General features: G+C 65.9%; 13 protein-coding genes and 1 other RNA gene. 5 read left to right on the plus strand and 9 right to left on the minus strand.

Annotated features, from left to right (window positions below):
• Positions 1-38 precede the first annotated feature (38 nt).
• Together FA702_RS04265 and FA702_RS04270 are read left to right on the plus strand one after the other, a co-directional pair.
• On the plus strand, positions 39-947 hold the full coding sequence (locus tag FA702_RS04265; RefSeq protein WP_136955177.1) for a LysR family transcriptional regulator: 909 nt from the start codon (positions 39-41) through the stop codon (positions 945-947).
• Positions 948-1,060: 113 nt separating this feature from the next.
• Positions 1,061-2,248: a serine hydrolase gene (locus FA702_RS04270; protein ID WP_136955178.1), complete on the plus strand. Its 1,188-nt coding sequence runs from the start codon at positions 1,061-1,063 to the stop codon at positions 2,246-2,248.
• 19 nt (positions 2,249-2,267) lie between these two features.
• Here the strand turns inward: FA702_RS04270 and FA702_RS04275 are convergent, their stop codons facing one another.
• From FA702_RS04275 to FA702_RS04285, 3 genes are all read right to left on the minus strand, one after another.
• Positions 2,268-4,013: a diguanylate cyclase gene (locus FA702_RS04275; protein WP_136955179.1), complete on the minus strand. Its 1,746-nt coding sequence runs from the start codon at positions 4,011-4,013 to the stop codon at positions 2,268-2,270.
• Positions 4,014-4,086: 73 nt separating this feature from the next.
• On the minus strand, positions 4,087-5,325 hold the full coding sequence (locus tag FA702_RS04280) for a CaiB/BaiF CoA-transferase family protein (protein WP_136955180.1): 1,239 nt from the start codon (positions 5,323-5,325) through the stop codon (positions 4,087-4,089).
• A 78-nt stretch (positions 5,326-5,403) separates the two neighbouring features.
• Positions 5,404-6,405, minus strand: a complete 1,002-nt coding sequence (locus FA702_RS04285) for an AraC family transcriptional regulator (protein ID WP_136955181.1) — start codon at positions 6,403-6,405, stop codon at positions 5,404-5,406.
• Between the two features lie 82 nt (positions 6,406-6,487).
• On the opposite strand from FA702_RS04285, the gene FA702_RS04290 reads away from it, so the two are divergent.
• Positions 6,488-6,874, plus strand: coding sequence for a carboxymuconolactone decarboxylase family protein (locus FA702_RS04290; protein WP_210417584.1), 387 nt, complete (start codon positions 6,488-6,490; stop codon positions 6,872-6,874).
• A gap of 11 nt (positions 6,875-6,885) precedes the next feature.
• Positions 6,886-7,944: a 3-keto-5-aminohexanoate cleavage protein gene (locus tag FA702_RS04295; RefSeq protein ID WP_136955182.1), complete on the plus strand. Its 1,059-nt coding sequence runs from the start codon at positions 6,886-6,888 to the stop codon at positions 7,942-7,944.
• A 49-nt stretch (positions 7,945-7,993) separates the two neighbouring features.
• Here FA702_RS04295 and FA702_RS04300 read toward each other — a convergent pair whose 3' ends face one another.
• The 4 genes from FA702_RS04300 to FA702_RS04315 all read right to left on the minus strand — a co-directional run bounded on the left by FA702_RS04300 (position 7,994) and on the right by FA702_RS04315 (position 12,173).
• On the minus strand, positions 7,994-9,598 hold the full coding sequence (locus FA702_RS04300) for a fatty acid--CoA ligase (RefSeq protein ID WP_136955183.1): 1,605 nt from the start codon (positions 9,596-9,598) through the stop codon (positions 7,994-7,996).
• A 75-nt stretch (positions 9,599-9,673) separates the two neighbouring features.
• A complete protein-coding gene (locus tag FA702_RS04305) occupies positions 9,674-9,865 on the minus strand; it encodes a hypothetical protein (RefSeq protein ID WP_136955184.1) in 192 nt (63 codons plus the stop codon).
• A 218-nt stretch (positions 9,866-10,083) separates the two neighbouring features.
• On the minus strand, positions 10,084-10,419 hold the full coding sequence (locus FA702_RS04310; protein WP_124808760.1) for a YbaB/EbfC family nucleoid-associated protein: 336 nt from the start codon (positions 10,417-10,419) through the stop codon (positions 10,084-10,086).
• Positions 10,416-12,173: a DNA polymerase III subunit gamma/tau gene (locus tag FA702_RS04315; protein ID WP_370385510.1), complete on the minus strand. Its 1,758-nt coding sequence runs from the start codon at positions 12,171-12,173 to the stop codon at positions 10,416-10,418. Before FA702_RS04315 ends, FA702_RS04310 begins: the two co-directional genes overlap by 4 nt.
• A 155-nt stretch (positions 12,174-12,328) precedes the next feature.
• Here FA702_RS04315 and FA702_RS04320 point away from each other — a divergent pair, with 155 nt between their 5' ends.
• Positions 12,329-12,820: a DUF4188 domain-containing protein gene (locus FA702_RS04320; RefSeq protein ID WP_136955185.1), complete on the plus strand. Its 492-nt coding sequence runs from the start codon at positions 12,329-12,331 to the stop codon at positions 12,818-12,820.
• Between the two features lie 9 nt (positions 12,821-12,829).
• Here the strand turns inward: FA702_RS04320 and ffs are convergent.
• Positions 12,830-12,924: signal recognition particle sRNA small type (gene ffs / locus FA702_RS04325), an RNA gene on the minus strand.
• 57 nt (positions 12,925-12,981) lie between these two features.
• Positions 12,982-13,260, minus strand: a complete 279-nt coding sequence (locus FA702_RS04330) for an ETC complex I subunit (RefSeq protein WP_136955186.1) — start codon at positions 13,258-13,260, stop codon at positions 12,982-12,984.
• Positions 13,261-13,337 lie beyond the last annotated feature (77 nt).

Below are 13,337 nucleotides of genomic sequence, written 5' to 3' on the forward strand. Positions count from 1 at the left end.
TAATACGGCATGATTGATATGCTGGACAACCTAAACTGATGGATCTGCGGCACCTTCGCTATTTTCTGTGCGTGGCCGATGAAATGCATTTCGGCCGCGCCGCCGCGCGGCTGGGCATTTCGCAGCCTCCCCTGAGCCAGCAGATCCGCGCGCTGGAGGACGAACTGGGCGTGCGGCTGTTCGACCGGACAAGCCGCCGCGTGCGACTTACCCGCGCAGGCGAGCTTTTCGCGCCGGAAGCAAGGCAGGCCCTGGCGCAGGCGGAATACGCCGCGCACACCGCCCGCCGCGCTCAACGGGGGGAAATCGGCCGTCTGGCGCTTGGGTTTACCGCGTCCGCGCCGTTCGTGCCGAAAATCTCGCAAGCGCTTTACAACTTCCGGCAGGCGCACCCCGAAGTGGAGCTGAAGCTGGAAGAACTGGGCCGCGACGAACAGCTCGACGCGCTGGCCCACAACGAGATCGAGGTGGCGATCATCCGGGGGTTCGGCAAGCCGTTGCTGTCATCCGATCTGACTGCGACCTGCCTGATCGAGGAAAGCATGGTCCTGGCCCTACGCGAGGATCACCCGCTGGCGAAACGGGATCTCGATCCCACCATCGCCGACCTGCGGGATGAGCCGCTGGTTCTGTACAGCGCGGCGGCCGGAGCGGGGTTCAACGAACATTTCTTCTGGATGTGCGAACAGGCCGCCGTCCAGCCGAGGGTGGCGCACGAAGCGAACGGGCTGGCTACCCTGCTCGGTCTCGTCGCGGCCGGCTTCGGCGCGACGATCCTCGCCGAATCGCTCGTCCGGCTGCACGTGGACAATCTGGTCTATCGCCGGTTTTCCCCGCCGCTGGAGACCCGGCTCTGGCTGGTACACCATGTCCAGCTATCGCCCACCGCCCGCAATTTCGTGGAGCGTGTCCAGCACTCCAACGCGGCTGGCCCGATCCCGGCCTGACAGCGGGGCGGGCGGATCACCCTCTTTCCCCGCGCGCCTGAACGGCTATGCTGCTCCCCATAATCGCATCGGCCCGGACGCAGCGGCCGGGCAACGAACGGGAGGATGAAGGCATGCGCAAGAGAACCATCGCGCTGGGCATTGCGATCGTGGCACTGACGGCGGGCGGCGGCTGGTACGCCAGCCTCGACAAGGAAACGCGTGGCATCCTTGCCGCGATGCCGACCAATGCCGATGTGCTGATGTGGTCGGAAAGCCAGCGCGATGCCGCGTTCCGCGCGATGGACCGCCTGCCATTGCTTGCGCAGGCCAGCGAGATCGCGCCATCCCCGCACCCGCTGGCGCTGCCCGCGGGCAAGCCGCTGACGATTCCGGGCATCGACGCCTATCTCGCCAGGCAGCGTGCAGCGGGGATCGTGATCCTGCAGGATGGCAAGGTCCGGTTCGAGCGCTATGGACTGGATTTCGACGCCCAAGGACGATGGACCAGTTTCTCGGTCGCGAAATCGTTCACCTCGACGCTGGTCGGCGCGGCGATTCAGGACGGCGCGATCCGAAGCCTGGACGACAAGGTCAGCCAGTACATTCCCGATCTGCGCGGCTCCGCCTATGACGACGTCAGCATCCGCCAGTTGCTGACGATGAGTTCGGGCGTGCGCTGGAACGAGGACTATGAGGACCCCAATTCGGATGTCGCGCGCTTCAACACCACGAAGCCCGATGCCGGCGTCGACGCCACCGTCAGCTACATGCGCAAGCTTCCCCGCGCGCACCCGCCGGGAGAAGTGTGGCACTACAATACCGGCGAGACGAACCTGATCGGCGTGCTGGTTTCGTCGGCGGTGAAGAAGCCGCTGGCGCAGTACCTGCAGGAAAAGGTCTGGCAGCCCGCCGGCATGGAAGCCAAGGCAACATGGCTCAAGGACAAGACCGGCCATGAAATCGCCGGCTGCTGCCTGCAGGCCGCCACGCGCGATTTCGCGCGGTTCGGGCTGTTCGTGCTGGCGAACGGCAAGGCCGGCGACCGGCAGATCGTGCCCACCGACTGGTTCGCGCAGGCCACAACCAGGCAGAAGGACATCGGCCGCCAGGGCAAGGGCTATGGCTTCCAGTGGTGGACCTACGACGATGGCTCGTTCGCCGCGCAGGGCATTTTCGGACAGGGCATTTTCATCGATCCGAAGCGAAAGCTGGTGATCGCGTCAAACGCGGACTGGACGCGCGCGAGCAAGGGGCCGGAGCCGGCGGCGCGCGAAGCCTTCTACAAGCAGATCCAGGCACTGATCGACGCAGGGAACTGAGCCACAGCCCCGCTGGGCTTCAGGCAACCATGCCCACCGCAAGATCACCGTCCGGCTGAGGATCGCTGGCAACCACGCAATCGCGCCCCCGCCGCTTGGCCTCGTACAGCGATCGGTCTGCCTGCCGGTACAGACTCTGGAAATCCGCGTCCTCTGTCGCGGTGGCGATGCCGATGCTGACGGTGATATCCCCCCCGCCGATGACCGCGGCATAATCGGCCGCGGCGATGTCTTCGCGCAGGCGTTCCGCGAACTGCGTGGCCGCGAAAGTGTGCAGCCCGCTCAGCGCCATGGCGAATTCCTCGCCGCCGAAACGCGCGGGCAGGCACAGCGCCCCCTCCCACCGTTCCAGTTCCCGCGCGATGATGCACAGCACCTGATCGCCGGCATCGTGGCCATGGGTATCGTTGACCACCTTGAAGCGATCAACGTCGATCAACAGCAGCGCGAACGGACTTTCACCCGCAACCGCGCACGCAATCATGGGTTCGACCGCCTCGGTAAAGCCGCGCCGGTTGCGCAGCCCGGTCAGGGGATCGCGCCGCGCCAGATCGTGCGCGATCGCTTCGGCCCGCAAGGCGTGATCGCGCTCCACGCGCAGACGGCGCAGACGGCGCGTCGCCGAAACGGAAACCCAAATCGTCTGCCAGGTCGCCGCGAGCAGGACCAGCATCTGCGAACCCCCGCCCCAGAACAGGCGATCCGTCGGCAGGAACTGCGTCACCCCCAGCGTGATCATCGGCACCGCCCAGGCAGCGGCGAAATCGCGCGCCAGCGCGTTGCCGCGCCGCCAGGCGATGGTCAGGCTCAGGGTGATCGCCGTCAGATCCGCCAGCACCATCATGCCGAGCACGGAGGCCCAGAATTCCAGCGGCCCCGTGCGCATGAAGCTCAAGGGCACACCCAGCGCACCGATGCCGATGCCCAGCGCCAGCGTCGCGATGCGCAGGGCAACGGGAAGCTCGCGCCGATCGAGCGCCGTGATCGCCCCGAAGGTCGCCAGCATCACCGCAAGGCACGACAGCCCCGTGCACAGCTGGGCCGAAAAGCTGCCGGCCATGCCGGGCAGCACGAACAGGTTGAGCTGCGACCAGACGGCCCCCCAGATCACCATGCAACCCGCCCACGCCGCCTGCCACGCCGGAAACTGCCGGCGCACCGCGAACGACAGCGAGATGTTGTAAAGGGCTGCGATGAACAGCAGCATCAGCGCGGCGCCCACACAGGCGGCCAGCGCCACCACTTCCAGCGCACCATCGCCTTGCGTCGCCAGCCGCATTCGCAGCAGATCGTAGCTGGTCAGGCGGTCGAACTGCAGCACGATCGAGCGCAACGGCACTTCGCGATCGGGCGCCGCGAACGCGATCTGCGCGCCGGGGCGCCAGTGCGTGCCGAAATCACCGCCGCGCACGCCCTGCCATGCGGTTACGCCATCGGCATAGACAAAGCCCACCGACAAGGCGTCGAACCGGGTGTTGTGGATGCTGAGAACCAGATCGTTTCGCGGGACCGGAATCGTGTCCAGATCGACCCGGAGCCACAGCGTTCCGCGTTGATAGCCGGTTGGCGTACCGTTGCAGGAATAGGGCGAACGCGGCGCGGCACGGGGCGGTTGCACCGTCGCGCTGGTGGCGTGGCAAAGCGAGTGCGGCAATGGCCAGTGCGCGGCCTGCGCGGCGTACCCGGGGCCAATGGCGAACAGCGCGGCCAGCGCCAGCATGGCGCGCCGCAGCCAAATCCCCCATCCGCCATGCGAATCCGTCATGGTCCGCTATTGGCACATTTTCATCATCAAATGCTTACCGCCCGCCCTTTGCGCGGACGCGGCAACGATCGGATCAGCGCTGCGCCACCGCGCCGCTGGTTTCGAGCGCGGCCAGTTCCGCATCATCGAGCACCAACCATTCGTGCAGCAGTTCACGCGTGTTTTCACCGATGCACGGCGGACGATGGCGGTAGTCGGCGGGCGTGGCGGACAGCTTGGCCGGAAAGGCCACGGCGGGAATTTCGACGCCATCCTCGCGAACGAACCGGTGCACCGTCTCCCGCGCGGCGACGAACGGATCGGCGAAAATATCGCGGATGGTGTTCACCGGCCCCGCTGGCACATTGATCGCGACCAGGCGTTCCACCAGCGGGCCGCCTTCCAGATCGGCGACGATATCCTGGAAGATGCCCTCGATCGCGTCGCGGTTGATCAACCGCTGCGAACCGGTGACGAAGCGGGGATCGTCGGCCAGTTCGGGCCGCCCCATCTCCACGCAGAAACTGCGGAACTGGCCGTCGTTGCCCACCGCGATGATGATTTCGCCGTCCTTCACGCGGAAGGTCTTGTAAGGCACGACCGTGGGGTGGCGGTTGCCCATCCTTCCGGGATTGACGCCGCCGACAAGCCAGTTCGACGCCTGGTTGGCCAGCGTGGCGATCTGCGTATCGAGCAGCGAGATGTCGATATGCTGACCCTCGCCCGTCCGTTCGGCGTGGCGCAGCGCGGCCAGCATGGAAACGGTGGCATACATGCCCGTGGAAATATCAGCCATGGCCACGCCGGCCCGCAGCGGTCCGCCGTGCTCCTCCCCGGTGATCGACATGAAACCGCCCATGCCCTGCGCCACGAAATCATAACCGGGCCGATCGGCGTAAGGACCGGTCTGGCCGAAGCCCGTGATCGAGCAATAGACGAGGCGGGGATTAATCGTGCGCATGCTCTCATAATCGAGGCCATACTTGGCCAGGCCACCGACCTTGAAGTTCTCCACCAGAATGTCCGCCCGCTCGGCCAGCCGTCGGATCAGCGCCGCGCCATCGGGATGGGCCAGGTTGATCGCGGCCGAACGCTTGTTGCGGTTGGCGCAGAGGTAATAGGCGCTTTCACGGGGATCGTCGGAACCATCCGGCAGTTTCAGGAACGGAGGCCCCCAGGCGCGGGTATCGTCTCCCTTTCCCGGCAGTTCCACTTTGAGCACGTCCGCGCCCAGATCCGCGAGAATCTGCGTCGACCACGGACCCGCCAGCACGCGGGAAAGATCGAGCACCCGGACACCTTCGAGCGCTCTGTGCTGCTTGCCTGCCTCCACGCCCCGCCTTCCTTGTCCCGTTGCCGGATCGGGCTAGGGATCGCGACGGCAAAACTCAAGCCGCATTGGCGCAATCCTTCATGCCCGGCTGCGCCAATCGCGCGGCGTGATCCCATGATGATGCCGGAACCAGGTGCTGAACGCCGATGCGCTGGAAAAGCCCAGCAGGTCGGCGATCTCGGCAAGGCTTCGCGCCCGCGCCTCCAGCTGCCTCCGCGCCACGTCGATCCGCGCTTCGTCCAGCAGCGCAAGGAAACGGGTTCCTTCCGCCTCCAGCGCGCGCGTCAGCGTCCGGCGCGACACACCCAGTTGCGCGGCAACGTGCTCCGCCGTGCAACGGCCGCTCGAAAGAAGCAGGGACAGGACACGACGGACCCGGTCGGCCATCGCTTCGGGTTGTCCCGGATCGCCGATCCGCAACAGCCGGCTGGCGTAGGAGCGCAGGCCTTCCTCCGCCATGGGATTGGGCCGCTCCAGCAGATCAGACCGGACGACGATGCCGTCGAACTCGGCATTGAAGCGGATATGCGGCCCCAGCACCCGCCGGAAGCGGGACATATCCGCGGGCGGTGAACGGGTCAGGCATACCTCTTCCGCCTCCCAAGCCGGCCCGGCAAGCTGCTTGAGAATGCGGTGCTGCATCGCGACGGCAATATCGCGCGCCTGCACCTTCGGGCCGGGCACGAGGATGACGGAGCGCAGGACAACGACGTCGCCGAAGTGTTCGCGGGTTACCGCCAAGGCATCGTTATGCAGGGGCAAATAGGCCTCGATTGCGGCCATCGCCGATCCCACGCTGGGTTCATCGCGCGCGATCAGGCCGATCGGGCCGAGATTGGAAAACCCCCTCAGTTCGGAAAGGCGCAGCCCGAAATCATCGCGCCCGCATGCCGCGGCTGCCCGCTCCAGCGCTTCGTTCACGGCCGTTACCGGCACCCGCCGGTCCGGCTGAGCCTCAATGTCCGCCGGCAAGCCCGCCGCGCGCAACACGCGCCCCGCGTCCACGCCATAGCTGCGGCAGAGCGCGGTCATGCCGGTAACGGCGGCTGCGCGAACGGTCAGGCGGGCAATCTGGCTCATATTCGTAATTTAATAGCGCAAATTGCAAAGATTGAACACCCCTCCCCGCCTATTCCAGCCCAAGACGACGAAGGGGAGAAGGATGAGCCAGACACCGGTTTGCGACGCCATGCGCGCGCAGGGTCAATGGAACACCGCCTGGGACGAAGCCGCCGCCATCGATGCAGAGTGGATGGAGCGCTTCATGGCGATGGGCACGCACCCGATCGCCAAGGGCGTGCTCGATCCCAAGACCTACGAACTGATCGCCATCGCGGTAGATGCCTCGTGCACGCACATGTACGCGCCGGGCGTCCGCCGCCACATCGCCAAGGCGCTCGATCTGGGCGCCACGCCGGCGGAAATCATGGCCGTGCTGCAATGCGTGGCCGTGCTGGGCATTCATTCGGTGGCGCTGGGCGCACCGATGCTTGCCGAAGAAATGAAGGCGCGCAGCCTCGCGGCAGAACCCGCGACTGCCGCAGCATAAGGAGGTCCGACATGCATTTTCTCGACGACAGCCTGCTTCCCGAGAACCAGGAAAAGCTGGTTATCCAGGTCGCGCCCTATGGCCCCCAGTGGATGCCGGGCGATTTCCCCGAAGACATCCCGGTATCGATGCAGGAACAGGTGCAGAAGGCGGTGGACTGTTACAACGCCGGCGCCTCGGTGCTGCACCTCCATTGCCGCGAGGCGGACGGCCAGGGATCGAAGCGCGTCTCGATGTTCAACGAGATGGTCGACCGCATCCGCACCGCCTGCCCCGACATGCTGATCCAGGTCGGCGGATCGATCTCCTTCGCGCCCGAAGGCGAAGGCGCCGAAGCCAAGTGGCTGAGCGACGACACGCGTCACATGCTCGCGGACCTCTCGCCCAAGCCGGATCAGGTGACGATCGCGATAAACACCAACCAGATGAACATAACCGAACTGATGATGGACGGCGATGCCGACGGCACCATCCTGGAAAACCCGGCCTATGCCCTCGCCTATCGCGATATGTACCTCGAATCCGGGCCGAAGTTCTATCTCGAGCATCTCCGCCGCCTGCGCGACGCGCAAATCCAGCCGCACTTCATGCTGGCGCACATCGCCCAGTTCGAAACCGTGGAACGGCTGATCCGCAAGGGCGAATACATGGGGCCGCTGATCCTGAACTACGTGGCCATTGGCGGCGGCGCATCGGGCACGCACCCGGCCGACCTGATCGAATTCGCCCGCCGCGTGCCCGATGGCGCGGTGCTGACGATCGAATCGATCATGCGCAACGTGATCCCGTTCAACACGATCGCGATCGCGCTGGGCCTCCATGTCCGCGTGGGGATCGAGGACAACATCTGGCGCCGCAAGGGCGAACGGATGACGTCGGTGCAGCAGATCGAACAGATGGTGCGCATTTCCGAGGAAATCGGGCGCGATGTGGCCAGTGGGCCGGACGCCAAGCGGATCTACCAGATCGGCAGCTGGTACCAGTCGGTCGACGAAACGCTGCGCAAGCTCGGCATGCCGCCCAACCGCCGGGCGGGCCAGCGCGGCAACCCGATGTGGGAATACGCCTGAGGGCTGGAGGGGGCCTTGCCGGGCGTCGAAAGGCGCCCGGCAAGCGTCGTCAGTTCACCTGCCGTTCCCGCCCCTGCCAATAGGGTTCGCGCAACTGGCGGCGCAGGATCTTGCCCGATGGGTTGCGCGGCAGCGCCTCGATCACGTCGACGCTTTTGGGCACCTTGAAGCCGGCGAGCCGTTCGCGCGCCCACGCGATCACGCTGGCGGGATCGATCACATGGCCCGGCTTGGGCGCGCAGACCGCCTTTACCGCCTCGCCCCAGGTTTCGTCGGGCACGCCGATCACGGCGACTTCCAGCACATCGGGATGCCCGTAGATCGCACTTTCGACCTGCGCCGGATAGACGTTCTCGCCGCCCGAGATGATCATGTCCTTGATGCGATCGTGCATATAGACATAGCCGTCGGCATCGATGTAGCCGGCGTCCCCCGTCGCGATCCAGCCATCCTCGCTGACCGCCGAGCGCGTGGCGTCGGGCAGGTTCCAGTAGCCCAGCATGTTGTTCGACGAGCGGGTCTGGATTTCGCCGATGCTACCCTGCGGCACCTCCCGGCCTTCGCCATCGACCACGCGCACTTCCACGCCCGGCAGCGGCTTGCCCGCCGAGCGCATCCGCTGGTTGCCTTCCACCGAATGATCCTCCGGCGGCAGCATGCAGATCGTGCCCGTGGTTTCGGTCATGCCATAGGCCTGGATGAATTGCGCATCGAACATCGCGATGCACTGGCGCAGAAGCTCCAGCGGGATCGGCGAGGCGCCATAGATGATGTAGCGCAGCCGGCTGTAGTCCACGCTGGCGCAATCGGGATGGTTGAGCAGCATCTGCAAGGCGGCGGGCACGATGAAGAAGCGCGTCACGCCCTTGTGTTCCACCGCGTCGAACACCGCGCGCGGCTCGAATTCCGCAAGGATGATCGCGGGCAGGCCAGCCGCCAGCGCCATGACGCCAAGGCCGGTCCCGCCGATGTGCGCGCAGGGCATCGCGACGAGAATGGCCTCGTCTTCGCCCAGCACGTTGTGCGGCAGTTCCTGTCCGCGCGACTGCTTGCGCAAGCCGAACAGGTTGTGGTTGGACAGCACCGCGCCCTTGGGATTGCCCGTCGTGCCCGAGGTGTAGAGCTGCAGCACGGCATCGTGCAGCCCGGCCGGCTGGAAGGGACGGGGTTCCGCCGCGGCGATCCATGCGCGCGCTTCGCCGGCGGTAACGCACCGCGCGACGCCATCGAGAGCCGCGAACGTGTCGCACATGGCCTCGAAGCCGTCGCCCAGAAATACGGCCTTCGCCTGCGCGTTTTGCACGATCCACGCCGCCTCCGGCGCGGCGAGCCGCCAGCCGACCGGGACCATCACGATGCCCGCCCGCGCCACCGCGAAAAACAGCGAAAAGTACAGCGCGCTATTCTTGCCGAACCACGCGATGCGATCCCCCGGTGCCAGCCCCATCTCGAGCAAGCCGCTGACGATGCGGCGCGTTACCTCATCCAAATCGCGATACGTGATGACACCATCGGGGCCATCGAACGCGACGCGGTCCGGCCTGTCTTCGGCCCAAAACGCGATGAATTCATCGAAGGTAAAAAGCGCGGCGGTCCGTTCCGCCGTCGATGCTGCCGTCGATGCTGCCGTCGTGAGGGCCTCTGCCTGCGCCATATCCCGTTCTCTCCCTGCCTCCGCATGTCGCGGGGCTTTCGTGCCTTGCCGCGTGCGTTCCGGCACCCACGTCCTTCATTTCAAAAGCGCGAGCACGACATCGATGAATGTCACCCCGGCTATGGGCGCCGCCAGCACGAACAGCAGGTTCACCCCCACCACGCCCAGCAATACCCTTTCGCGCCGCTTGCTCAGCGTCGGCCGGCGCTCAGGCCCTGGCCTGATCGGCTCCTGCGGCGGCCAGTAGTCTTCCAGATCCAGAAACACGCATTCTCTCCATGGATTCGTGAAGCCATGATGCCGCGATCGTTGCCGATGACCAAGCACGTTCGCGGGCACCCGACCATTCCCGGCGGATATTTCCCGTCTGCCCCCCGCGCACCGGCCGCACCACTCCGCCACGGTAAATACAGAAAAGCCTCCCGACGCAGCGCATCGGGAGGCTTTTCCATGTTCGGCCCGCGCCAACGGGTTGGCGCGCGAAATCAGAACGGCAGCTTGAAGCCGGGGGGGATTCCCGCTGCCATCTGCACTTTCTGCATTTCCTCCGCCGCGGCGGCATCCGCCTTGCCGCGCGCATCGTTGAATGCGGCGGCGATCAGGTCTTCGAGAATGCCCTTCTCCGACGGGGCAAGCAGGCTTTCGTCCAGCGATACGCCGATCACGCGGCCCTTCGCGGACGCCTTGATCCTGACCAGCCCGCCACCGGCCGCGCCTTCCACCTCGATCGCGTCCAGCTTGGACTGCGCATCTTCCATCTGCTTCTGGATGGTCTGCGCCGCCTGCTGTGCAGCCTGAATCATTTCTTCCATGGACTTCATGCGTGTCTGCTCCGACTCTGGCCCCAAGGCCGTGCCTGATGCTCTCTCGAGCTGTCTTCATCGATGATCTTCGCGTCGGGAAACGCGGCGAAGGCGGCCTTGACCAGCGGGTCTTCCAGCATGGCCTGATGCGCCTGCTGCTGGCGGGCGGCTTTCGTTTCCTCAAGGCTGGGCTGCGCCTCGCCGCTGGAAACGGCGTCGTCGCGCTCCACCTGCCACGGCTCGCCGGTCGCGTGCTGCAGCGCCTTGCGGATGTCGGCCGAAGGATCGCCCGGCAGGCCCGGCGCCAACTGATAGCGCAGATAGCCCGCGCGCAATTCGATCACCCGCACGGACAGCCGCATCGACGATCCGACCAGCGGCGCGTGATGCTCCACCTGCTCGACCAGTTCCGCCCAGTCCAGCGCAACGGGCATGGGCGCGGGAGCGTGCAGGACCGGGGCAGCGCCGCCGCCTTCGCCTGCCGGAGCAGCCGCCATCACCACCGGGCGAGAGGCGATGTCCTCCAGCTTCTTCACCAGCGATCCGGGGTCCGGCATATCGGCCGCGTGGAGCACGCGCAGCAGCGCCATCTGCGCCGCGACCAGCGGGTCCGGCGCGGTCTTCACTTCCTCGTAGCCCTTGAGCAGCAGTTGCCACAGTCGATGGAGTTGGCCCGCCGCCAGATCCCTGGCCCAGCCCTCGATCGCGGCGCGCTCCTCGGGCGAACGGGTATCGGCCCCCGAACCGCCGATCTGCGCCACCGTAACCTTGTGGACGATGTCCATCTGCGCGCGCATCATCGCGATCGGCTCGATGCCCAGCGCATATTGCTGCGCCACTTCCTCCAGCAGCGCGCCGCCATCGCCCCCCAGCACGGCGGCGAACAGCCGCCGCTGCATAGTCTTGTCGGCCAGGCCCAGCATCTCGCGAACCTGTTCGGCGGTAACGAGGGTAGCCTCGCCGCCACCCGCGCCACCGCCCGCCAGATCGGCATGGCTGATCGCCTGATCGAGAATCGACAACCCGTCGCGCACCGAACCCTCGGCCGCCGTGGCGATCATCGCCAGCGCCTCGTCCTCGGCCTCGACACCTTCCTTGCCGCAGATCATCGCAAAATGGCTGGCCAGCAGCGGCGCCGGGATGCGCTTGAGATCGAACCGCTGGCAGCGCGACAGCACGGTGACCGGCAGCTTGTCCACCTCGGTCGTGGCGAACAGGAACTTCACATGCGCCGGCGGTTCCTCCAGCGTCTTGAGCAGCGCGTTGAACGCGTTGCGCGAGAGCATGTGGACTTCGTCGATGATATAGATCTTGTACCGAGCCGAAACGGCGGCATAGCGCACCGCCTCGATGATCTCGCGCACGTCGTCCACGCCGGTATGGCTGGCGGCGTCCATCTCGATCACGTCGATGTGCCGCCCTTCGGCGATGGCCACGCAAGGCTCGCACTGGCCGCAGGGGTCGATCGTCGGCCCCCCCTGCCCGTCCGGCCCGATGCAGTTGAGCGCCTTGGCGATAAGGCGCGCGGTGGACGTCTTGCCCACCCCGCGCACGCCCGTCATCAGGAAGGCGTGGGCCAGCCGGCCGCGCTTGATCGCGTTGGCCAGCGTCTGCACCATCGCGTCCTGCCCGATCAGTTCGGCGAACGTCTGCGACCGGTACTTGCGCGCCAGCACGCGATAGGGCTGCACATCGCCGCCCGTTGTCGAAGGCGGCGCGGGCTTCGGCTGCGGCGGCATGTCCAGCCCCAGGCCGAGCGCATCCTCCGGCATATCGGGATCGCGTTCGGACGGCGTATCGTTGCCGAAGATGTCGGTGGAATCGACCATGATGATCCTAGGTAGGCGCTGCCGCGCGGAATGTCGATTTGCACCACATCAGAATGCAGCGAATTGACACGTAAGTTTCACCATGAAACCAATTGCGCATGAACGCCATTCAACCCGGTCGCTTCACCGCCAACCACGCTGGCCCGCTGGTCGTTTTCGCCATCGGCATGCGTATCAACCGCTTCTGGCGCTTGGGGAAATGGTTGCCCGTCATCCGCGCGATGGGGCCGATGATCGCGGAACTGTCCGCGAATCCGGACAGCGGCTTCCTGGGGACGGAATACCTGCTGCGCGGTCCGCGCACGGTCATGCTGCTGCAGTACTGGCGCGATTTCGACAGCCTGGAAGCCTATGCGCGCGATCGGGACCGGAAGCACTGGCCGGCCTGGACCGCCTTCAACAAGGCCGTCGGCGCCGATGGCACGGTGGGCATTTTCCATGAAACCTACGTCGTTCCGGCAGGCGGCCATGAAACGGTCTATGCCAACATGCCGCCGTTCGGGCTGGGCAAGGTGGCTGGCGTGATTCCCGCCACGGGATCGCGCAACGAAGCGCGCTCGCGCCTGAAAGCGGCAATGTCCGGAGACTAAAATGTCGAGATTGAAGGAGCCGGGCGACCCGCCGCTATCCGTTGTGGCTGCTTCCTTCCGGACCTGACCAGGTTGGCGAACGCTAACGTCCACCCGACTCCCGGTGGGGCATATGGAGACAAGGCGGCCGTTTGTCCAGCCTTGCGGCGGGACGGGGCGGATCAGCGGAAATTGTCGGCGTAGCTCTGCAGCTTGAGCTTGCGCGGCGGGGTGGGCGTGACGTGCGCGTCGATACCATAGCGATCGGCATAGGCCTTCGCTTCCGCTTCCGAACCGAAGCGCAGCACGACCTGCTGCTGCGTATCGCCCGAGCCGGCCCAGCCCATCAGCGGATCGGGGCGCTTGGCTTCGGCCGGTTCGAATTCGAGAAGCCAGTCGGCGGTCCGGGCCTTGCCGGACTGCATGGCGTTTTTCGGGCGCTGATAGATGCGTGCAGGCATGGCCCGCGCTTTCGGTCGAATCGTTGCCGGAATCAAGAGAGACTTTCCGTGCACCCCGTCAAAGGTGGCTGCGAACG

This window comes from Novosphingobium sp. EMRT-2, from assembly GCF_005145025.1.
GTDB lineage: Bacteria > Pseudomonadota > Alphaproteobacteria > Sphingomonadales > Sphingomonadaceae > Novosphingobium.